Raw genomic sequence first — 19,238 nt, forward strand, 5'->3', positions numbered from 1 at the left:
ATGTCCGTCAGCGTCGAACGCGTCGAATTCCCCGGCCACTCGGGGGCGACGCTCGCCGCCCGCCTGGACCGTCCGAACGGACCAATTCGCGCCTACGCCCTGTTCGCGCACTGCTTCACCTGTTCCAAGGACCTGCTCGGCGCGCGCCGCATCGCCACCGACCTGACGCGAATCGGCGTGGCGGTGCTGCGCTTCGACTTCACCGGCCTCGGCTCCAGCCAGGGCGAGTTCGCCTCGACGAACTTCTCCTCCAACATCGAGGACCTGCGGGCCGCGGCCGACTACCTGCGCCAGCATCACGGCGCACCCTCGGTGCTGATCGGCCACTCGCTGGGCGGGGCGGCGGCGCTCGCCGTCGCCAAGGACATCCCGGAAGTGTGCGCCGTCGTGACCATCGCCGCGCCGGCCGATCCCGCCCACGCGCTGAAGAACCTCGGCTCCAGCCTCGCGCAGATCGAGGCCGAGGGCCAAGCCGACGTCGAGCTCGGCGGACGCCGCTTCACCATCAAGCGGCAGTTCGTCGAGGACGTGCGCCGCAGCAACCTCCGCGCGGCGATCGCGGCGATGAAGAAGCCGCTGCTGATCCTGCATTCGCCGATCGACCAGACCGTCGGCATCGACAACGCCACCCGCATCTTCCTGGCCGCCAAGCATCCGAAGAGCTTCGTCTCGCTCGACAAGGCCGACCACCTGCTCACCGATCCCGACGACGCGGCCTTCGCGGCCCAGGTGATCGGCGGCTGGCTGCCGCGCTACCTGCCCGCCGATCAGCCGCAGGGCGAGGAGGCCATCGAGCACGTCCGGGTCATGGAGACCGGCGACAGCAAGTTCCAGAACACGGTCCAGGCCGGCCGCCACCGGCTGTTCGCCGACGAGCCGCAGAGCGTCGGCGGCGGCGATACCGGCCCCTCGCCCTACGATCTCATCTCGGCGGCGCTGGGCGCCTGCACCTCGATGACCCTGCGGCTCTACGCCGATCGCAAGGGCCTGGAGCTCGGCCGCATCGAGGTCGATGTCAGCCACGAGAAGATCCACGCCCGCGACGGAGTCGGCGGCGGCGATTCGCCGGTCCGCCCGAAGATCGACTGCTTCACGCGGGTGATCTCGATCGAAGGCGCGCTCGACGACGACCTCGCCGCCAAGATCGTCGAGATCGCCGACAAGTGCCCGGTCCACCGCACGCTGGAGAACAGCTCGGCCGTCCGCACCGAAGTGCGCCGCGCCGGCGCCTGAAACGAAGAACGCCGCGGACCTTGCGATCCGCGGCGCTCGACGTCTCTCCTGGGACTAACCGTTAGCTGGCGGGACGCGCCATCGGGGTCAGCTTCTGGGCGACCGTCTTCTGGCCGTCGTGCTGGCCGGCCGGCAGCGAGATCAGGCCGCGGCTCGCCAGGTACCCGCCCTTGCCCGTCGCCGCGTCGGAGACGAACTCGTTCAGGTACTCCTGCAGGCCCTGGGTCACCCCGATGTTGGCCTTCTTCACATAGATGTAGAGCGAGCGGGCCAGCGGATACGAACCGTCCGCGATCGTCTGGGCCGACGGCTTCACGCCGTTGACCGAGGCGCCCTTGATCTTGTCCATGTTCTCTTCGAGGTAGGACCAGCCGAAGACGCCCAGCGAGCCGGGGGTCTTGGTCAGGGTGCCGACGATGGCGTTGTCGTTCTCGCCGGCGTCGACCCAGCCGTCCTTGCGGAGCGGGTCGACCACTTCCTTGAACTTCTTCTCGTTGTTCGAGCGCAGTTCCTCGGCGGTCGGGAACTTGCGGGCGCCGGCCTCGATGGCCAGCTCGACGAAGGCGTCGCGGGTGCCCGAGGTCGGCGGCGGGCCGTAGACGTTGATGCGGTTGCCCGGCAGGCCGGTGCCGATCTCGTCCCAGGTCGCATAGGGGTTCTTCACGAATTTGCCCTGGCGCAGCACGTTGGCCGCCAGGCCCAGGTACAGGTGCTCGGTCTTGAAGCTGTAGTCGGCGCCGTCCTTGTCGGTGGCCACGACGATGCCGTCGAAGCCGATCTTGATCTGAACGATGTCCTTCACGCCCTTGGCGGCGCAGGCGTCAAACTCCGACTTCTTCATCGGACGCGAGGCGTTGGCGATGTCCGGGAAGGCGTCGCCGACGCCGCCGCAGAACAGCTTGATGCCGCCGCCGGTGCCCAGGCTCTCGACCTTGGGCGCCTTCTTGCCGGTCTTCTTGGCGTAGTTCTCGGCCACGCGGGTCGCGAACGGGAACACCGTCGACGAGCCAGCGGCCCAGACGTAGTCGCGGGCGGCATAGGCCGGAGCCGCGGCGCCCAGGGTGGTCGCCGCGGCGGCGGCGACGAGCAGAAGCTTCTTCATGGGTTCAGTCTCCTTCGGGCGCGGCGACTAGAAGTCGAGCTGCGCGCGGACCTGGAATTGCTGGACTTCGACGTCGCGGCCGGGGCCGGGATTGTCGATGTCGGCGTTGGTGTAGTTGGCCTGCAGACGCACGTACGAGGTCGGGTAGTAGTTGGCGCCAAGGGTGACGCCCTTGTACTTGCCGGCGTCCTGCGACAGCGTCCGGCCGGCTGCGGTGGTCGCGGTGTCGTAGGCGTCGGTCAGGTCGGCGTAGTCGTAGCGGGCCAGCAGTTCGACCCCGCCCCAGCCGCCGGCGGTGATCGGGTTGAGGATCTTCGGACGACCGAATTCACCCTTGGCCGCGTCGTAGGCGCGCTGCTCGCCGGTCGGCCAGAAGCTGACGAAGGCGTAGCCCGTCTTGATGGTCGGATCGCCGCCCGGCTGGATGGTTTTCAGGCGGTCGATCTTGATGCTGGCGTACTCGCCCTGCACCGAGAACGGACCATGCTGATAGGCGCCTTCGAAGGCGATGGTCTGGTCGGTGTCGCCGATGGCGCCGGTCGAGTAGTAGCGGGTGTTGCCGTAGTTGGTGTTGGTCCGGCCGCGGTAGTTGAAGGCCGCTTCGTCGCCGTGGTTGCGGGTCCGCGCCCACAGGCCCAGGTGCGCCTTGTCGATATCGTTGTTGAGCGGCGCGAAGGTGACGCGGCCGGTCACGCCGACGCGTTCCTTGCTGCCCGGATTGGCGGTGGCCGTGTTGTCGACGTCGGCGCTGTTCAGGCTGTCGCCCGCCAGCTGGCCGGTCACGGTCCAGTTCAGGCCGTTGGCCTTGGCGACCACCGACATCAGGTACGAGTCGGTTGCGATGTCGCCGTACGGACCGCGGTCCATGAAGCTGATGAAGCGGGTCGAGGTCATGTTCTCGAGGCCGGCGGCCTTGATATTGCCGACCATCAGCGAGGTCATGTCGGTCGGCTTGAACTCGATGACGACGTCATCCCAGGCCCAGGCAGCGCCGTTCCACGAACCGCCCTCGACCTTGTAGGCGAAGTAGTTGTTCAGCTTGCCTTCGACGCCCAGGAACACCTGGCGGCCGCGAGTGTTGCTGGTCTTGTAGTCGGCCAGCGCGCCGGCGCGGTCGACGTCCTGATAGGTGTAGTCCAGCAGCACCCGGCCGCGGACCTTGAACTGGACGTCGTCGTTGGTCCATTGCGGCGCGCCCTTCCAGGCGGTGGTGGTGTCTTGCGCCTGGGCGCCGCCGGCGACGGCGAGCGCGATCACGCCGAGCGCCGCCCCGGCGCAAAGCGAGGTGTTGATCTTCATTCTCAGGATCCTTGTAGAGCTATCCCCGTGAGCCCTTTCAGAGCTTGGGAGGCGGCTTAACGAGGTCCCGTGACGCTTCCGCCAAGCTTCAGCGACAGCGGATCGTCAGTTTGAAGACGGATTTGCGACGCCCGCGTCGGGCGGGTGAAACGACGCCTCCAGAAGGCGCTCAACACCTTGCAGATCAAGGATTAGAGAGAATTGGGCCGTCGAGGGCGGCGGCGTCGCGGCGGGGCGCACGATCGGCCCCGCCTGCGACATTCTGGTCACGCTCTAGAGCAGGCGTGCACGGATGGTTTGTGACAGCAGGTCGATCAATGTGACAGCCGCCACGATGACGATCGCGATCGCCGCGACCCGCGAATACGAGAACGAGTTGAGGCTGTCGAACAGGATCTGGCCGATGCCGCCGGCGCCGATCAGGCCGAGCACCGTGGCCGCCCGGCTGTTCGATTCGAAGCGGTAGAGCGCGTACGAGGTCCACAGCGGCGCGACCTGCGGGATCACCCCCCAGACCACCTCCTGAAGCGGCGCCGCGCCGGTGGCGCGCACGCCCTCGACCGGGCCCTTGTCGATCGACTCGACCGCCTCGGAGAACAGCTTGCCCAGCACCCCGCCGGTGTTCAGGGCCAGGGCCATGACGCCGGCGAACGGCCCCAGGCCGACGGCGACGACGAAGATGGTGCCGATGACAAGGTCGGGCACCGAGCGCAGCACGTCCATCAGCCGACGGATCGGCAGCTGAACGTAAGACGGCGTCACGTTGCGCGCGCCCAGCAGGCCGAGCGGCACCGCGATCAGCACGGCGATGGCCGTGCCCCACAGCGCGATCTGAACCGTCAGCCACATCTGGCTGACCAGGAACGTCCAGTCGCTGAAGTCCGGATGCAGGAACTCGCGGCCGAACTGGCGCATGTTGTCCGAGTTCTCGAACAACTTCGGCAGCTTGCTCATCTCGGCCGGGCCGAAGCTGATCACCAGCAGCACGATGATCCCGCCCCACAGGCCGAGGTCGAACAGCTGCTGGCCCAGAGGCCGCGACGGCGGCTTCAGGAGATCGGTGTTGGTCACGCTGGCGGTCACGGAAATGTCCTACTGGGCCGCGACGGGCTGGCCGGTCTTGGCCTCCAGCGCGGCGCGCTCGGCCGCGATGGTGTCGAGCGACTTCTGGGCCTGGGCTTCCTTGACCTTGTCGCCGGCGTTGCGGGCCGACAGCAGTTGCTCGGTCGCTTCCATCTCGCGCACCGGCAGCAGGTGCGAGTTATCGGCGGGGCGGAAGCCGCCGATCGACAGCGCCGCCAGCAGCTTGCGCTGACGCTCGGCCTCCGGGCCTTCGCCCTGGGCATAGGTCAGGAAGAACTGACGCAGCTTTTCCTTCACCGCGGGGTCGAGGTCGCTGCGCCAGATGATCGGGTCTTCCGGCAGCTTGGGGCTTTCCCAGATCACCCGCACCTGGTCGGCGACCGGCGAGCCGCGCTCGCGCTGCAGGCGCAGGGCGGTGGAGTTGTTGGTGGCCACGTCCAGCACGCCCTTGGCCACTGAGAACAGGTTGGCCTGGTGGTTGGCGGCGCGCACCTGCTTGAAGCAGGCTTCGGGGCGGATGCCCTTCGGCGCGAACAGATAGGTCATCGGCGCGAGCGTGCCCGAGGTCGACTTGGCGTCGCCGATCCCGAAGGTCAGGGTCTTGTCGCACTTGAGCACGTCTTCCAGCGTCGTCTTCGAGCTGGCCGGCACGATCAGCAGCGACTTGTAGCCGTCCGAGCCGCTGGGATCGAAGGTGCGCGCGAACACCTCGCCGTTCGAGCGGCGCACGGCTTCCAGCCCCGACTGGTTGGAGAACCAGCCGGCGTCGGTTTGCTTGAAGCGCAGCGCCTCGATCAGGGCGGTATAGTTCGAGGCGAAGAACGGCTTCACCGGGATGCCGATCGACTTCTCCATGTCAGCCAGGATCGGCTTCCAGAAGGTCTCCATGCTGGTGGAGTTCTCGGTCGCCAGGATCGAGAAGTTGATCACCTTCGGCGGGCCGCCGGGCGGGGTCGTGGTCTCGGACTTGCCGCAGGCCGCAACACTGAGGGCGGCCAGGCTGCTGCCGATGAGCAGGCGACGGTCGATCATTGCGGGGCTCCTTCCCAGAAGACGTCTTCGAATTCCGGGCCGTAGATGTCGATGAGCTGTTTGCGTTCCAGTTGGGCGGCCGGGCCGTCATAGACGACCTTGCCGGCCTTCAGGGCGACCACGCGGTCGCAGTAGCGCAGAGCGTAGTCGACCTGATGCAGGGTGACGACGACCGTCAGACCGTCCTGCTGGTTCAGGTCGCGCAGGATTTCCATGACCCGCCGGGCCGACACCGGGTCGAGCGAGGCGACGGGTTCGTCGGCCAGGATGATCTTGGCCTTCTGGACCAGCGCGCGCGCGATCGCGCCGCGCTGCTGCTGGCCGCCGGACAGGGTGTTGGCGCGCTGGCCGGCGTACTCGGCGACGCCGACGCGGGCCAAGGCGGCCATGACCGCCTTCTTGGTCTCGTCCGGCCAGAAGCCGAACACGCCGCGCACGAACGGGATGCGGCCAAGCGAGCCCAGCGCCACGTTCGAGAACAGGGTCAGGCGACCGACCAGATTGAACTGCTGGAAGATGAAGCCGATGCGGATGCGCGCCTCGCGCACCTTGCCGCTGATCTTGCCGTCCGACTGCACGACGCCGCCGAACGCCTCGATGCGGCCGGCGCCGCTGTCGATGGTCTGCAGGCCGCTGATCGAACGCAGCAGCGTCGACTTGCCCGAGCCCGACGGCCCGATCAGGGCGATCATCTCGCCCTTGCTGACATTGAGTGACACGGAATCGAGGGCGCGCCGCGAGCCGAAGCTCTTGGAGGCGTTCCGCACGGACAGTACGGCGGCTTCAGACATAGATGGCGAGGCTTCCCCGGATCAGCGCGCGCATAGGTACGGACTCGCTGTGATCGCCGACCCCTGCGACGGCTTCATGACACGAGGCCCCGCTTTCGGTCCAGCACGCGATAGTATCATGGGCTGTCACATGCCTTGGACTGCTGGTTGCGCGTCAGTACTGCCTGTCCCCGATCAGCGGCGACAGCTCATCCCAGATGAAGACGATGTTGTCGGAGCGCCAGAGCGGGCCCGGATCGGTGAACCCGCCGGCCCGCCGCCCGCCCAGCCGCTCGTAGAACCGCATCGCGGGCTCGTTCCCGACCACCACCGCCAGCGCGCAGCCGTCATAGTCCCAGTCGGCGAGCTGCTGAGTCAGCGCGCTCATCAGCCGCCGCCCGATCCCGCCGCCCTGGGCCGCCGGATCGACATGCAGCCAGCGGACCTCGCCGCGGCCGCCGAACGCCTCTTCGGTCGGCGCGCAGGCCGAGCCGAACCCGACGATGCGTCCGCCACGTTCGGCGACCAGGGTCGTGTGCTGCGGGCGCTCCTCGCCGAGCACCTGTTCCCAACGGGCCAGGCGGACGGCCTCGGTCAGCCCGTCCCAGGCCGCCTGGGTCGCAAGATCGCGGTAGGTCGCGCGCCAGACCTCGTCGTGCAGCCTGGCGATGTGACCCGCATCGGCGAAAACCGCTGTACGCAAAGCGATCGCGGCCTCCGTAAAATCCCTCGAAACCATATCGCGCCGCCCCCCTCGCAAGTCCTGGCCCGGCTTGGGTTTGATGACAATTTTTGGGCAAAGAAACAAACCCCTTTACATCAGGGGTCATCGCCCCTATTTCGCACGGCTCCGGCGGACCCGATGTCCTGAAAAAGCGCTGCTAACGCCGGTCTGGGTTCAACTGCCAATGGGGGCTACGTGAATTGCGCACGTACCATACGCCCCTGGACCTGGTCCGTGAGCGGCCACCGGAACGCCCTGTCGCCATTGCGCGACCGGACGCGGTGGCGGTAGCGGCGCGCTGGTTCCAGGAAAATTTCAAAGGCGACGTCTTCTACGCGGTGAAGGCCAATCCTTCTCCGTGGGTCATCAAGGCCCTCGTTGAAAACGGCGTAACGTCCTTCGATGTGGCTTCGGTCCCCGAGATCGAGCTTGTCGCGCAGCACGCGCCCGGGTCCCGCATGGCCTTCATGCACCCGGTCAAGAGCCGCGCGGCGATCGCCGCCGCCTACTTCGATCACGGCGTGAAGACCTTCTCCCTCGACACGCACGAGGAGCTCGAGAAGATCCTCGCCGCGACCCAGGGCGCCAAGGACCTCAACCTCATCGTCCGTCTCGGCGTCGCCGCCGAGGGCGCCGCCTATTCGCTGGCCGGCAAGTTCGGCGTCGACCAACACCAGGCCCCCGGCCTGCTGCTGGCCGCCCGCCGCGCGACCCAGGACCTGATGGGCGTCTCGTTCCACGTCGGCAGCCAGTGCATGCGTCCGACCGCCTACCAGGCGGCGATGACCCAGGCCTCGCGCGCCCTGGTTCGCGCCGGCGTGTTCGCCGACGTGGTGGACGTGGGCGGCGGCTTCCCGTCGGTATATCCCGGCATGGTTCCCCCGGACCTCGCCGACTACATGGACTCCATCGACCGCGGCTTCGCCGAGATGATGGTGCACGAGACGACCGAGCTGTGGTGCGAACCCGGCCGGGCGCTGGTCGCCGAAGGCTCGTCGATCCTCACCAAGGTCGAACTCAAGAAGGGCGACGCGCTCTATCTGAACGACGGGTCGTACGGCTCGCTGTTCGACGCCGCGCACACCAAATGGCCCTTTCCGGTAAAGCTGCTCCGCAGCGAGAACGGCGAGGCCAAGGAAGTCGGCGGTCCACTGAAGCCCTACCGCTTCTGGGGTCCGACCTGCGACTCGCTCGACCACATGCCCGGCCCGTTCTGGCTGCCCGAGGATGTGCGCGAGGGCGACTATGTCGAGATCGGCATGCTCGGCGCCTACGGCGTGGCGATGAACACCCGCTTCAACGGCTACGGCGACGCCGAAACCGTCGAGGCCTCCGACGCGCCCATGGCCTCGATGTACGGCCTGGCCCGCCGGTCCATTCCGGTTCCCCGCCAGGAGAACCAGAACGTCGTGAAGCTGTCGCGTGCGCGCGGGAAGAAGCGTCGGCGGAAATAAGCCGGCTGCTCCGTAGTTCCGACCATTTCCCGCCGAAGTGGCTACCGGTTCGGCGAAGGAAATGGTCAGAATTTGCGTTTCGAGCGTTTCCCAATCGGGAACGCTCGGGGCGCGGCCGGTCGCTCCGTCCCGGTCGCGCCTCTTCCATTTGGACGGGCGCTCAAACTCTAGAGGTCTCAGAGAATGAACGCTGACGTTCAGAAGTCGAACCGCAAGGCCGAACTGCTGGCCAACACCGTCGAGCACGTGGCGATCGACCAGTACGACGCCCGCCCGATCGTCGACGCCATGCGCAAGATGAGCTTCACCAGCCGCGACACCGCGCGCGCCGCCGACATCTGGTCGATGTCGCTGGAAGACAAGGAATGCTCGACCTGGCTGACCCTCGCGGGCTCGACCAGCGCCGGCGGCTGCATGCACATCTACCGCGACATGGTGAAGTACGGGATGATCGACACGATCGTCGCGACCGGCGCCTCGATCGTCGACATGGACTTCTTCGAAGCCCTCGGCTTCAAGCACTACCAAGCCCAGTCGGACGTCGACGATCGCGACCTGCGCGACCTCTACATCGACCGCATCTACGACACCTACATCGACGAAGAAGAACTCCAGAACTGCGACGGCACGATCTACGAGATCTGCAACCTGCTGGAGCCGCGCCCCTATTCGTCGCGCGAGTTCATCTGGGAGATGGGCAAGTGGCTGGCCGCGGGCAACGCCAAGAAGCCGGACTCGCTGATCGAGACCGCCTACCGCGAAGGCGTGCCGATCTTCTGCCCGGCCTTCGTCGACAGCTCGGCAGGCTTCGGTCTGGTCAAGCACCAGGTCGAGCGCATGAAGGAGGGCAAGCCCTACCTGACCATCGACGCGGTCGCCGACTTCCGCGAGCTGACCGACATCAAGCTGGCGGCCGGCACCACCGGCCTGTTCATGGTCGGCGGCGGCGTGCCGAAGAACTTCGCCCAGGACACCGTAGTCTGCGCCGAGATCCTCGGCCACGAAGCGGCGATGCATAAGTACGCGGTGCAGATCACCGTGGCCGACGTGCGCGACGGCGCCTGCTCGTCCTCGACGCTCAAGGAAGCCTGCTCCTGGGGCAAGGTCGACGTGACCTGGGAACAGATGGTGTTCGCCGAAGCCACCACCGTGGTGCCGCTGATCGCCTCGGACGCTTGGCACCGCGGGTCGTGGAAGACCCGCACCAAGCCGCGCTGGAACAAGCTCTTCGAAAAGAAGGCCTAAGACTACAAAACGGCGCTCCCTCGGGAGCGCCGTTTTTCTTTGGGCCCTATTCGCCGGCCATGAAGCGGTCGAAGCGGTCTTTCCAGTCGGGATGCCAGCGCGACAGCGCCGGCCGGTTCTCGACGATGTCGCCGGCGGTCCACAGCACCCGCTTCTCGTCGACCGCCCGCGGCGTCTCGTTGTCCTCGCACCACAGATAGAACTCGCCGCGCGCGACGCCCTCCAGCATCCGCTCGACCACCTGCTCGGAGGTCCAGGCCCCGGGCGGGCGCTCGGGGATCCGGCTGGCGATCATGCCGGTATAGGTGAAGCCCGGCACCAGCAGGTGGGCGCTGACCTGGCAGCCCGGCGTGTTGCGCAGGGTGTGGGCCAGCCCCTCGGTCAGCGCCTTCACCCCGGCCTTGGAGACGTTGTAGGCGGTGTCGCCCGGCGGCATGGTCACGCCCTGCTTGGAGCCGGTGTTGATCACCAGCCCCGGCGCGCCGCTGGCCGCCATCGTCGGCGCGAAGGCCTGCACCCCGTGCAGCACCCCCATCAGGTTCACCCCCAGCACCCGCTGCCAGCCGGCGGGATTGGAGAGTGCGTCGCCGCCGCCCCCGACCCCGGCGTTGTTCATGAGCACCGAGACCGGCCCCAGCCGCTCGGCGACATCGCGGGCCAGGGCCTCGACCGCGGCGGCGTCGGAGACGTCCAGCGTCACCGCGATCGCCGCCTCGCCCAGTTCGGCCTGCACGGCCGCCAGCCGCGCCCCGTCGGCGTCGACCAGGCAGAGACGCATCCCCTCGCCCGCCAGCCGCCGGGCCGCGGCCGCGCCGATGCCGTTGGCCGCGCCGGTGACGACGGCGACGTTTCCAGGTGCGATGGCGCGGTGCATGGCGGTCTCCAGGGCTGCGGACTTGTCCGCATCACCTTAGCGGCAAATCTACCGCTTGAACCGCGCCCGCGGCTCCGCATGATCGGCCGCCAGTTTGGGAGGGTCGTCATGAACCGCATCGTCATCAGTCTCGCCGCCGCAGCCGCGCTCGCCGTCGGCGGAACCGCGCTCGCCCAGCAGCAGCAGGCCAAGCCCAGCGGCTATCTCGGCGAGGCCGCCCCCGACAGCTACAAGATCCTTCCCCCCGCCCCGACGCCGGGCACGATCCGCTACCAGGCCGACCGCTCGGCCTTCCTCGCCACCCGCTCGCTGAAGGACAGCCCCCGCTGGTCGCTGGCCACCGCCGACGCGGACGAGGCCGCCATCGTCAAGGACATGAGCTGCGCCATCGGCATGGAGCTGACTCCGCAGACCGCGCCCAAGCTGACCAAGATCCTGATGACCGCCCGCTACGACGTGCGCCGCGCGGTCAATCATCCGAAAGACATCTACAAGCGCCAGCGCCCCTACCTGATCGACGAGGGCGACATCTGCGTGGCCAAGACCGAGGGCCTAGCCAAGAGCCCCGACTATCCCTCCGGCCACACCACCTGGGGCTGGACCGTCGGCCTGATCCTGGCCGAGCTTGTCCCCGAGCGGTCGACCGAGATCCTGGCCCGCGCCCGCTCGTTCGGCGAGAGCCGGCTGATCTGCGGCGTGCACAACATGAGCGCGGTCGAGGCCGGCCGCACCAACGGCTCGATCGTCGTCGCCGGCCTGCACGGCTCGGCCGCCTTCCGCGCCGACATGGACGCCGCCCGCAAGGAGCTGGCCGCCCTGCGCAAGTCGGCCACGGTCCCCGACGGCGCGGCCTGCGCGGCCGAGGCCGAACTGATCGGCAAGTCGCCCTACAATTAGCGTCTAGAACGGAAAGCTGGTCGCGACCTGCAGTCCGACCAGCGCGAGCATTGCCGCCAGGCTGATCAGGTGGTCGCGATAGACGTTCACCGCCAGCTTGGTCTGGACCTCCGGCGTGTCCACCGCCTGGCCCAGCCGCACGGCGTTGCGCCAGGTGCGCCACAGCCCCAGCCCGATGGAGACCGCCGCCAGGGCCAGCGAGGCGACGCTGACCCAGATCGGCTGCACCCGCTCGATCGCCTGGATCAGGATGCCCGCCAGGGTCAGGGCCAGCACCGACGGCGTCAGCCAGTTCATCGGCCAGGCCCCGGTCGTCACCCGACGGTAATAGGGGGCGATCGAGGCCAGCACCTCGCTGGGGGCGCGGTCGGGGCCCCGGCGCTGGACCTGCACGTCGAAGGTCAGGTCGATCCACAGCACCGCGGCGAGAAAGCCGGCGCCTGCAGCGATGACGGCGTTCATGCTCTTCGTCCTGCTGGCAGGGCCCGCCCCCGCGCGCTCAGTTCGTTAAATTTGGGCGCGGATGTCAATTCCGCGGCTCAGATCCCGGCGTACCACTCATAGCCGCGGTCTTCCCAGAACCCGCCCTTGCCGCCGCCGATCCCGGCCAGGTCGGCCACCGCCTCGATGCGCATGACGTACTTGGCGTGCTTGTAGCCAAGCTGGCGCTCGACCCGCAGCCGCACCGGCGCCCCGTGCTTCACCGCCAGCGGCGCGCCGTTCATGTCGTAGGCCAGGATGCTCTGCGGGTGATAGGCGTCGATCAGGTCGATGCTCTCGTAGTAGCGGCCCTGGGCCGCCGGCGCGTTCGGGTCCAGGGTGTCGGCGCAGTGAAAGACGATGTAGCGCGCGCTGTCCTTCAGCCCGGCCTGGTCCAGCAGCGGTCCCAGCCGCGCGCCGCTCCATTGGCCGATCGCCGACCAACCCTCGACGCAGTCGTGGCGGGTGATCTGGGTGCGGGCCGGCTGCGCCCGCAGCTCGGCCAGGCTCAGCGACAGCGGCCGCTCGACCAGACCGTCGATCACCAGCCGCCAGTCGGCGAAGCCCGCCTCGACCAGCGCCCGATACTCGAGGTCGCCCGGGGCGGTGGAGCCGTTGGCGCGGAAGTCCGGCGAAATCTCGGCGGGGCTGAACTCCGGGGCCAGCGCCTTGCGGTCGACGACCAGCCGCTGGGCGCGCCGGGTCAGGCCCTCGGCCCGCGCCAGCCCGCGCTGCACCCCAGCGTTCATGGTGAGCTTGTCACAGGCGCCCAGCACCGCCCCCATGGCGGCGACGGCCAGACCCGACAGCCAGCGGCGGCGGTCGATCATCGCGCGTCCTCCCCGATGGTGAACCGGCCGGTGATCATCGAACGCAGCCCGTTCAGCGGTCCGGACGCCAGCACCATGGCCAGGTGCACCAGCACGAACAGCACGATCAGGCTAGCGCTGATGAAGTGGATCGTTCGCGCCGACTGCCGCCCGCCGAACAGCTCGGGCAGCCACGGGAAGCCGGCGTTCATGCCGGGCGACATCGAGAGGCCGGTCAGCACCATCATCGGCAGCAGCACGAAGATGACCGCCAGATAGGTCAGCTTCTGCAGGGCGTTGTAGCGCCGCGCCGCCTCGCCCCTGGCGAACCGCAGGCGCGCGTGGTCGGCGATCTCGCGCAGCAGGTGACGCGGGGCCAGTTGGTCCCGGTTCGGCAGCAGGTCCCTGCGGAAATGCCCGCCGATCAGGCCCGCGCCCAGATAGACCAGCCCGTTCAGCGCGAAGAGCCAGGCGAAGGCGAAGTGCCAGCGCCGCCCGTCGGCCAGGCTGCGATAGCTGGGCAAGGTCGCCCAGGACGGAAACCCGCGCACTTCGTTCCCGGAAAAGCCGAGCACGCCGGTGGTCTCGACATAGGCCGATCCGATCTTGGTGATCCCGACCGCCTCGCCGCCGCGCTCGGCGGCGAACATCGCTGCCCAAGGCCGGGCGAAGGTCGAGACGTCGCCCCAATAGAGGGCTGGATGGGCGTTGAAGATCTGCAGTCCGCTAAGCAGCAGCACCAGCAGGGCCGCCGCATTGATCCAGTGGGTCAGCCGGGTCGTCAGCCCGTGGCGGCGGACAGACGTGCGGACGGGCGGCGGCATTCGGCATCCTCCGGGATCGTTCGACTGTGCCATGCAGCGGTTACGACGGCCACCGCGCCGCGGATGCCCGGAACACGCCGCCCGCCCAGATGATTTCTGCATCGGATCCTGGAGAACGCCGATGCCTGCCCCCCGCGAACCACGCCCCGAACAATCCCCGCCCGAGCGCCGTCCGCGCCCCGACGAGGCGCAGGCCGCCTCCCGCCACCTCGACGAGCCCCGCAGCTTCGACACCGACATGCCGCCGGGCGGTCACATGGGCTCGGCCGGCGATCCCGCCGAGGGCAAGCGCGACTAGAGCTTGCGGACGAACTCGGCGCGCAGCACCAGGCCCTTGATGGCCTCGTGCCGGCAGTCGATCTCCTGCTCGTCGCCGGTCAGGCGGATCGACTTGATCACCGTGCCGCGCTTCAGGGTCTGGCCCGCGCCCTTGACCTTCAGGTCCTTGACCAGGGTCACGCTGTCGCCATCGGCCAGCAGATTGCCGACCGCGTCGCGCACCTCGACCTGCTGGGACGCCGCCTTGTTCGCCGCGGCCTCGGCGGCGCTCACCCACTCGCCGGTGGTCTCGTCATAGACGAACTCGTCGCCGCTCTCGCTCATGCCGCCTCGCAAATACTGGTCGGCGCTGGCTTAGAGCCTCGGGGCGGCCAGGGCCAGCCTCCTGGCGCGGGCCGGTCTCTCCCCCTAAGGTTCGCGCCGTTTTCGAGTGTCGGGGGAGCGTGCAAGTGTCCGAGCAAGGCGTCGAGGTTTGGAGCGGCGGCGTCAACACCTGGGAATGCGACGAGATGGGTCACCTGAACGTCCGCTTCTGGGTCGCCAAGGCCCAGGAGGGTCTGGCCGGTTTCGCCGCGCTGCTGGGCATGCCGCGCGCCTTCGGCCGCGACGGCGAATCGACCCTGGTCGTCCGCGAGCAGCACATCCGCTTTCTGCGCGAAGCCAAGGCCGGCGCCTCGCTGCACATGACCGGCGGCGTCGTGTCGATCGGCGAGAACGACGCGCGCCTGCTGCTGGTCATCCGCCACCTCGACGGCCAGCCGGCGGCGACCTTCCAACTGGTCGTCGACCACGCCACCGCCCGCGAACTGCGCCCGTTCCCCTGGCCCCAGCGTCTGCGCGAGCGGGCCGTGGAGTTGATGGTCGACGTCCCGGCCTTCGCCGCCGCGCGCAGCATCGACCTCTCCCCCGTCGTCGCCACCGCCTCGCTGCCGCGCGCCGACGAACTGGGCCTGAAGCGGATCGGTCTCGGCGTCATCGGCCCGGCCGAGTGCGACGTCTTCGGCCGCATGCGGCCCGAGATCTTCATCGGCCGCGTCTCGGACGGGGTCGGCCGGCTGTTCGGCGACGTCCGCCCCGGCCCGGCCGACGGCGATCCCGAGGCGCGGATCGGCGGGGCGGTGCTGGAGTATCGCGTGCTGCACCTCGACTGGCCGCAGGCCGGCGACGGCGTCGAACTGCGCTCCGGCTTCGCAGGCTGCGACGCGCGGACCCGCCGGGTCATGCACTGGATGGTCGATCCGCAGAGCGGCCGCCCCTGGGCCAGCGCCGAGGCCGTGGTGGTTTCGTTCGACCTCGACCGACGCAAGGTCGTCGACATCTCGGAAGCGGCGCAGGCGGCGTTCCGCGCCGCCTCGCCGGCCGGGCTCGCGCTCTAGGCGACGGCGGTGCGCAGCGCCGAAGCCACCAGGTCCGGCCGCTCCATCGGCAGGAAGTGGCTCGTGCCGGGTACGGTCTCGACCTGGATGCGGCCGGCGGCGACCAGCGCGTCCAGTTTGGGGTCTTCGCGGCAGGTCGACCCCTCCTCGGCCCTCAGGATCCGAATCGGGACCTGGGCCTGCTCGAAGGCGCCCCAGGTGTCGTGGGCGTGAGACGCGAAGTTGGACGCCTCCCACTCCGGCGCGCAGGACAGCTCCACCTCGCCGTCCTCCCGCTCGCGGAAGCCGTCGGCGACATAGTCGGCCAGCATCTCGCCCTGCCAGGTCCGGAACGCCCCGCGGCCGGTGTAGGCGGCGACCACGGCCGCCTTGTCGGGAAACACCGACCGACGACGCAAGGCGCCCTGCACCAGCGGCGAATTGCTCACTTGGCTCGGATCGACCGGTCCGGCGGCCGGCATCACCACCGGATCGAACAGCACGACGCGGCGCACGCGGTCGGCGGCCAGCGCCTGGGCCAGCACGCAGGCGGTGCCGCCCATCGAGTGGCCGGCCAGCACCACGTCCCGAAGGTCGAGGGTCGTCAGCAGGGCCAGCAGGTCGTCGCGCAGGCCGTTCCACGAGGTCCGTCCGACCGTTTCGGCCGGCAGGGTCGAACGGCCGTGCCCGCGCTGGTCGACCGCGAGGATCCGCAGGTCCTGCGCCAGCGGCGCAAGAATTGTGCGATAGGTGCGCGCATTGAAGCCATTGGCGTGCACGAAGACGATGTCGACCGGTCGGCCTTGATCGCCGAAGTCCAGCGCCGCCATCGCGCCGCCGCGATCCTTCAGGTCGATCAGGCGCGCACGCGGCGCCTCCGCCAAAGCCGATTCCATCGCAAATCCCTCCGCCGACCGCCGATCTGGGCCGGTCACCCCCTCGAAACCACATTGACGCGCGGTTCGACAACACCCTCGAAGCCCTTGGTTTTCGGGGGGATGGGGGCAAGGGTTGCAAAAGTGATCACGAGGGCGTGAATTAAAGCCTTGCCCTGAGCGCCAAGCCGGGCATATTCCGAAGCAGCGCAGCGATGTTCCCCGTAAGGGTCGCCTCGTTGAGCCGCTTCTAACCTCCGTTTCCAGGGGACCCAGGGACATGACCACCGAAATCCTTCGCAAGCTGCTCGTCGCCGGCGCCGCCGTCGCCGCTCTGTCCGTCGCCGCTTGCGGCAAGCCGGCTGAAAAGGCCGCTGACACCGCCGAAGCCACCGCCGAAACCGCGACCGACGCCGCCGCCACCGCGACCGACGCCGCCGCCACCGCCGCTGACGCCGCTGCCGACGCCACGAAGGCCGCTGGCGACGCGACCGCCGCTGCCGCCGCTGCTCCGGCCGACGCCGCTGCCGCCGCTGCTGCTCCGGCTGCTCCGGCTGCCGACGCCGCTGCCGCTCCGGCCGCGAAGTAAGTCTTACGAACGCATCCGCGTTCTTAAGCGAAGGGCCGCCCTCTCGGGCGGCCCTTTTCTTTTGCGCGTTATAACGGCGCGATGAGCGACGAATCTCCCCTCGCCTGGACCGACGACGGTCAGCCGCGATCGCGACTGTACGGCGACGTCTATTTCTCGGCCGAGGACGGCCTGGCCGAATCCCGCGCGGTGTTCCTGCAAGGCTGCGGCCTGCCGGGCGCATGGGCCGGGCGCACCCGCTTCACGGTCGGCGAGCTGGGCTTCGGCACCGGCCTCAACATCCTGGCCCTGCTCGACCTCTGGCGGACCAGCGGCCCGTCCGGGGGCCATCTCCACGTCTTCAGCGTCGAGGCCCACCCGATCACCGCCGACGAGGCCGCCCGCGCCCTGTCGCGCTGGCCCGAGCTCGCCGAGCTGGCGGCGCTGCTGGTCGCCCGCTGGCCGGGCCGCGCCCGCGGCTTCCATCGAATCGACCTGCCCGAGGTCGGCGCGACCATCGACCTGGCGGTGATGGACGTCGAAGCCGCGCTCTCAGAATGGTCCGGCCAGGCCGACGCCTGGTTCCTCGACGGCTTTTCGCCCGCCCTGAACCCGGCCATGTGGCGCGAGGAGATCCTCGCCCTGGTCGCTGCCCGCTCGGCCCCCGGGGCGTGCGCCGCCACCTTCACCGTCGCCGGCGCCGTGCGCCGTGGCCTGACCGCCGCCGGCTTCGCCGTCGACAAGCGCCCCGGCTTCGGCCGCAAGCGCGAACGGCTGGAGGCGAAGATGCCGGGCGAGCCCGCCCTGCGCCCGCCCCTCCGCGTGGCGATCGTCGGGGCCGGGATCGCCGGGGCCAGCGCCGCCCGCGCCCTGCGCGCGCTCGGCTGCGATCCGGTCGTGCTCGACGCCGAGGCCCCCGGGGCCGGCGCGTCGGGCAACCCCGCCGCCCTGGTGACCCCGCGCCTCGACGCTGGGCTCGGCCCGCTGGCACGCCTCTTTGCCCAGGCCCTGAGCCGTGCAAGGCGGCTCTACGAGGCGCTGCCCGGCGCCGTGCTCGCCCGCAGCGTGCTGCAGATCGCCGGCGACGAGCGCGACGTCGCCCGCTTCGCCAAGATCGCCGCCTCGGACATCTTCGAACCCGGCGCCCTGGTCCCGCTCGACGCGGCCGACGCCGCGGGCCGCCTGGGCGAGCCGGCTATCGGCGCCGCCCTCGACCTTACGGATGCGCTCGTCATCGAGCCTGCGAGCGTTCTGGCGGCCTGGATCGGCGCCGTGCGCCGCGCGCAGGTCGCGCAAATCCGTCCGGAACAGGGCGGTTGGACGCTGCACGACCCCGCAAACGGAGGAATTCTGGAAGTTGACGCGGTAATCCTGACGATAGGACCCGCTATCGGCGCGTTGCTGGACGGCCTGCCGATAGCGCCCGTGCGCGGCCAGGCCAGCTGGTCCGACGCCGCGACCACCGTCCAGGCCGCGGCCTGGGGCGGCTACGCCGTCCCCACCCGCACGGGCCTGCTGTTCGGCGCCACCCATGACCGCGGCGAGACCACGACCGACATCCGCGACGACGATCACCGCCGCAACCTCGCCACCCTGGCCGCCGCCCTGCCCGGCCTCGCCGCCCGCGTAGGCGCCGACGTGCAGGGCCGCGCCTCGATCCGCGCCACCACGCCCGACCACCTGCCGCTGGCCGGCCCTGCGCCGGGCCTGGAGGGCGTCTACGTGCTGGGCGGGCTGGGGTCGCGCGGCTTCTGCCTGGCGCCGCTGCTGGCCGAGCACGTCGCGGCCCTGGCGCTGGGGGCGCCGTCGCCGCTGCCCGCGCCGCTGGCCGACCTCGTCGCGCCCGACCGATTCCGCAGGCGCGCAGCACGCAAAGGTCGTAATCTCGCAAGCGAGACCGCTAAAGGAGCGTGACCATGATCCGGGCCTTCCTCGGCGTGGCGGGGGCGTTCGCCCTGGCCGCCTGCACCACCCCGCCGGTTTCGGACGCCGCCGTAGCGGCCGGCGCCTCGGGCCGCAGCTGCTTCTGGGCCAACAGCGCCAACGGATTCAACGCGGTCGACGAGACCACCGTCTATGTCCGGGTGGGGGTTCGCGACGTCTATCGGCTGGACCTGTTCGCCCGCTGCCCGGACATCGACTGGAACCAGGCCATCGCGCTGGTCTCGCGCGGCGGCAACTCGATCTGCTCGGGGCTCGACGCGAGCATCGTCACCAAAGGCCCCTTCGGCCCGCAGCGCTGCGAAGTGCGCACGGTCACCAAGCTGACCCCGGAAGAGGCCGCGGCGCTGCCGCCCAAATCCAAGCCCTGAAACGAAAAAGCGGGCGCCGCCTT

Annotated in this window: 21 protein-coding genes; 9 read left to right on the top strand and 12 right to left on the bottom strand. The window is 69.4% G+C overall.

From position 1 onward, the window contains the following. Window positions 1–1,233: a bifunctional alpha/beta hydrolase/OsmC family protein gene (locus tag AC1Q87_RS20190; RefSeq protein ID WP_492610630.1), complete on the top strand. Its 1,233-nt coding sequence runs from the start codon at window positions 1–3 to the stop codon at window positions 1,231–1,233. A gap of 61 nt (window positions 1,234–1,294) precedes the next feature. On the opposite strand, the gene AC1Q87_RS20195 is transcribed toward AC1Q87_RS20190, so the two are convergent. From AC1Q87_RS20195 to AC1Q87_RS20220, 6 genes are all read right to left on the bottom strand, one after another. Further along, window positions 1,295–2,335 (bottom strand): substrate-binding domain-containing protein, encoded by a 1,041-nt coding sequence (locus tag AC1Q87_RS20195; RefSeq protein WP_492610631.1) that lies wholly within the window; start codon window positions 2,333–2,335, stop codon window positions 1,295–1,297. Window positions 2,336–2,362: 27 nt separating this feature from the next. Continuing rightward, complete coding sequence (locus AC1Q87_RS20200; RefSeq protein ID WP_492610632.1) at window positions 2,363–3,634, bottom strand: OprO/OprP family phosphate-selective porin; 1,272 nt, start codon at window positions 3,632–3,634, stop codon at window positions 2,363–2,365. Window positions 3,635–3,907: 273 nt separating this feature from the next. Further along, window positions 3,908–4,717 carry a phosphonate ABC transporter, permease protein PhnE gene (gene phnE, locus AC1Q87_RS20205; protein ID WP_492610633.1) on the bottom strand — a complete coding sequence of 270 codons (810 nt, stop codon included), beginning with the start codon at window positions 4,715–4,717 and terminating at the stop codon, window positions 3,908–3,910. Between the two features lie 9 nt (window positions 4,718–4,726). Beyond that, window positions 4,727–5,749 carry a phosphate/phosphite/phosphonate ABC transporter substrate-binding protein gene (phnD, locus tag AC1Q87_RS20210; protein WP_492610634.1) on the bottom strand — a complete coding sequence of 341 codons (1,023 nt, stop codon included), beginning with the start codon at window positions 5,747–5,749 and terminating at the stop codon, window positions 4,727–4,729. After that, a complete protein-coding gene (phnC, locus tag AC1Q87_RS20215) occupies window positions 5,746–6,540 on the bottom strand; it encodes a phosphonate ABC transporter ATP-binding protein (protein ID WP_492610635.1) in 795 nt (264 codons plus the stop codon). The genes phnD and phnC overlap by 4 nt, the downstream gene beginning before the upstream one ends. Before the next feature lie 154 nt (window positions 6,541–6,694). Beyond that, complete coding sequence (locus tag AC1Q87_RS20220) at window positions 6,695–7,222, bottom strand: GNAT family N-acetyltransferase (RefSeq protein WP_492610636.1); 528 nt, start codon at window positions 7,220–7,222, stop codon at window positions 6,695–6,697. Window positions 7,223–7,443: 221 nt separating this feature from the next. On the opposite strand from AC1Q87_RS20220, the gene AC1Q87_RS20225 reads away from it, so the two are divergent. Continuing rightward, entirely contained in the window at window positions 7,444–8,697 is a 1,254-nt protein-coding gene (locus tag AC1Q87_RS20225; protein ID WP_492610637.1) for a type III PLP-dependent enzyme, read from the top strand. Between the two features lie 183 nt (window positions 8,698–8,880). Continuing rightward, window positions 8,881–9,942, top strand: a complete 1,062-nt coding sequence (locus AC1Q87_RS20230) for a 1,9-bis(guanidino)-5-aza-nonane synthase (protein ID WP_293406132.1) — start codon at window positions 8,881–8,883, stop codon at window positions 9,940–9,942. Window positions 9,943–9,988: 46 nt separating this feature from the next. Here the strand turns inward: AC1Q87_RS20230 and AC1Q87_RS20235 are convergent, their stop codons facing one another. Further along, window positions 9,989–10,816: an SDR family NAD(P)-dependent oxidoreductase gene (locus AC1Q87_RS20235; RefSeq protein WP_492610638.1), complete on the bottom strand. Its 828-nt coding sequence runs from the start codon at window positions 10,814–10,816 to the stop codon at window positions 9,989–9,991. 108 nt (window positions 10,817–10,924) lie between these two features. On the opposite strand from AC1Q87_RS20235, the gene AC1Q87_RS20240 reads away from it, so the two are divergent. After that, the gene (locus AC1Q87_RS20240) at window positions 10,925–11,713 is read left to right on the top strand and encodes an acid phosphatase (RefSeq protein ID WP_492610639.1); all 789 of its coding nucleotides are present in this window, start codon (window positions 10,925–10,927) and stop codon (window positions 11,711–11,713) included. Between the two features lie 3 nt (window positions 11,714–11,716). Here AC1Q87_RS20240 and AC1Q87_RS20245 read toward each other — a convergent pair whose 3' ends face one another. From AC1Q87_RS20245 to AC1Q87_RS20255, 3 genes are all read right to left on the bottom strand, one after another. Then, on the bottom strand, window positions 11,717–12,175 hold the full coding sequence (locus AC1Q87_RS20245; RefSeq protein WP_492610640.1) for a hypothetical protein: 459 nt from the start codon (window positions 12,173–12,175) through the stop codon (window positions 11,717–11,719). A 77-nt stretch (window positions 12,176–12,252) separates the two neighbouring features. Next, entirely contained in the window at window positions 12,253–13,023 is a 771-nt protein-coding gene (locus AC1Q87_RS20250) for a molybdopterin-dependent oxidoreductase (RefSeq protein WP_492610641.1), read from the bottom strand. Beyond that, window positions 13,020–13,826 (bottom strand): cytochrome b/b6 domain-containing protein, encoded by an 807-nt coding sequence (locus tag AC1Q87_RS20255; protein WP_492610642.1) that lies wholly within the window; start codon window positions 13,824–13,826, stop codon window positions 13,020–13,022. Before AC1Q87_RS20255 ends, AC1Q87_RS20250 begins: the two co-directional genes overlap by 4 nt. Before the next feature lie 121 nt (window positions 13,827–13,947). On the opposite strand from AC1Q87_RS20255, the gene AC1Q87_RS20260 reads away from it, so the two are divergent. Then, entirely contained in the window at window positions 13,948–14,124 is a 177-nt protein-coding gene (locus AC1Q87_RS20260; RefSeq protein ID WP_492610643.1) for a hypothetical protein, read from the top strand. On the opposite strand, the gene AC1Q87_RS20265 is transcribed toward AC1Q87_RS20260, so the two are convergent. After that, complete coding sequence (locus AC1Q87_RS20265; RefSeq protein WP_436063535.1) at window positions 14,121–14,327, bottom strand: alkylphosphonate utilization protein; 207 nt, start codon at window positions 14,325–14,327, stop codon at window positions 14,121–14,123. The genes AC1Q87_RS20260 and AC1Q87_RS20265 overlap by 4 nt on opposite strands. Before the next feature lie 227 nt (window positions 14,328–14,554). Between AC1Q87_RS20265 and AC1Q87_RS20270 the strand changes: the two genes are divergently transcribed. Next, the gene (locus AC1Q87_RS20270) at window positions 14,555–15,481 is read left to right on the top strand and encodes a thioesterase family protein (protein ID WP_492610644.1); all 927 of its coding nucleotides are present in this window, start codon (window positions 14,555–14,557) and stop codon (window positions 15,479–15,481) included. Here the strand turns inward: AC1Q87_RS20270 and AC1Q87_RS20275 are convergent. Next, a complete protein-coding gene (locus AC1Q87_RS20275; RefSeq protein ID WP_492610645.1) occupies window positions 15,478–16,356 on the bottom strand; it encodes an alpha/beta fold hydrolase in 879 nt (292 codons plus the stop codon). The two genes, AC1Q87_RS20270 and AC1Q87_RS20275, sit on opposite strands and share 4 nt — an antisense overlap. 259 nt (window positions 16,357–16,615) lie before the next feature. Here AC1Q87_RS20275 and AC1Q87_RS20280 point away from each other — a divergent pair, with 259 nt between their 5' ends. The 3 genes from AC1Q87_RS20280 (at window position 16,616) to AC1Q87_RS20290 (ending at window position 19,215) form a co-directional block, all read left to right on the top strand. Next, window positions 16,616–16,924 carry a hypothetical protein gene (locus AC1Q87_RS20280; protein ID WP_183776471.1) on the top strand — a complete coding sequence of 103 codons (309 nt, stop codon included), beginning with the start codon at window positions 16,616–16,618 and terminating at the stop codon, window positions 16,922–16,924. Window positions 16,925–17,005: 81 nt separating this feature from the next. Continuing rightward, window positions 17,006–18,817, top strand: a complete 1,812-nt coding sequence (mnmC1, locus tag AC1Q87_RS20285) for an FAD-dependent 5-carboxymethylaminomethyl-2-thiouridine(34) oxidoreductase MnmC1 (protein WP_492610646.1) — start codon at window positions 17,006–17,008, stop codon at window positions 18,815–18,817. Between the two features lie 2 nt (window positions 18,818–18,819). Then, on the top strand, window positions 18,820–19,215 hold the full coding sequence (locus AC1Q87_RS20290) for a DUF6491 family protein (protein ID WP_492610647.1): 396 nt from the start codon (window positions 18,820–18,822) through the stop codon (window positions 19,213–19,215). Window positions 19,216–19,238 lie beyond the last annotated feature (23 nt).

The organism is Phenylobacterium sp. GW823-FHT02A09, assembly GCF_058797775.1.

Excerpts from the sequence above, each read along its gene's own strand:
- AC1Q87_RS20190 (WP_492610630.1), top strand. The coding sequence starts at position 1 with ATGTCCGTCAGCGTCGAACGCGTCGAATTCCCCGGCCACTCGGGGGCG.
- AC1Q87_RS20195 (WP_492610631.1), bottom strand. The coding sequence starts at position 2,335 with ATGAAGAAGCTTCTGCTCGTCGCCGCCGCCGCGGCGACCACCCTGGGC.
- AC1Q87_RS20200 (WP_492610632.1), bottom strand. The coding sequence starts at position 3,634 with ATGAAGATCAACACCTCGCTTTGCGCCGGGGCGGCGCTCGGCGTGATC.
- phnD (WP_492610634.1), bottom strand. The coding sequence starts at position 5,749 with ATGATCGACCGTCGCCTGCTCATCGGCAGCAGCCTGGCCGCCCTCAGT.
- phnC (WP_492610635.1), bottom strand. The coding sequence starts at position 6,540 with ATGTCTGAAGCCGCCGTACTGTCCGTGCGGAACGCCTCCAAGAGCTTC.
- AC1Q87_RS20230 (WP_293406132.1), top strand. The coding sequence starts at position 8,881 with ATGAACGCTGACGTTCAGAAGTCGAACCGCAAGGCCGAACTGCTGGCC.
- AC1Q87_RS20235 (WP_492610638.1), bottom strand. The coding sequence starts at position 10,816 with ATGCACCGCGCCATCGCACCTGGAAACGTCGCCGTCGTCACCGGCGCG.
- AC1Q87_RS20240 (WP_492610639.1), top strand. The coding sequence starts at position 10,925 with ATGAACCGCATCGTCATCAGTCTCGCCGCCGCAGCCGCGCTCGCCGTC.
- AC1Q87_RS20245 (WP_492610640.1), bottom strand. The coding sequence starts at position 12,175 with ATGAACGCCGTCATCGCTGCAGGCGCCGGCTTTCTCGCCGCGGTGCTG.
- AC1Q87_RS20250 (WP_492610641.1), bottom strand. The coding sequence starts at position 13,023 with ATGATCGACCGCCGCCGCTGGCTGTCGGGTCTGGCCGTCGCCGCCATG.
- AC1Q87_RS20255 (WP_492610642.1), bottom strand. The coding sequence starts at position 13,826 with ATGCCGCCGCCCGTCCGCACGTCTGTCCGCCGCCACGGGCTGACGACC.
- AC1Q87_RS20260 (WP_492610643.1), top strand. The coding sequence starts at position 13,948 with ATGCCTGCCCCCCGCGAACCACGCCCCGAACAATCCCCGCCCGAGCGC.
- AC1Q87_RS20275 (WP_492610645.1), bottom strand. The coding sequence starts at position 16,356 with ATGGAATCGGCTTTGGCGGAGGCGCCGCGTGCGCGCCTGATCGACCTG.
- AC1Q87_RS20280 (WP_183776471.1), top strand. The coding sequence starts at position 16,616 with ATGACCACCGAAATCCTTCGCAAGCTGCTCGTCGCCGGCGCCGCCGTC.
- mnmC1 (WP_492610646.1), top strand. The coding sequence starts at position 17,006 with ATGAGCGACGAATCTCCCCTCGCCTGGACCGACGACGGTCAGCCGCGA.
- AC1Q87_RS20290 (WP_492610647.1), top strand. The coding sequence starts at position 18,820 with ATGATCCGGGCCTTCCTCGGCGTGGCGGGGGCGTTCGCCCTGGCCGCC.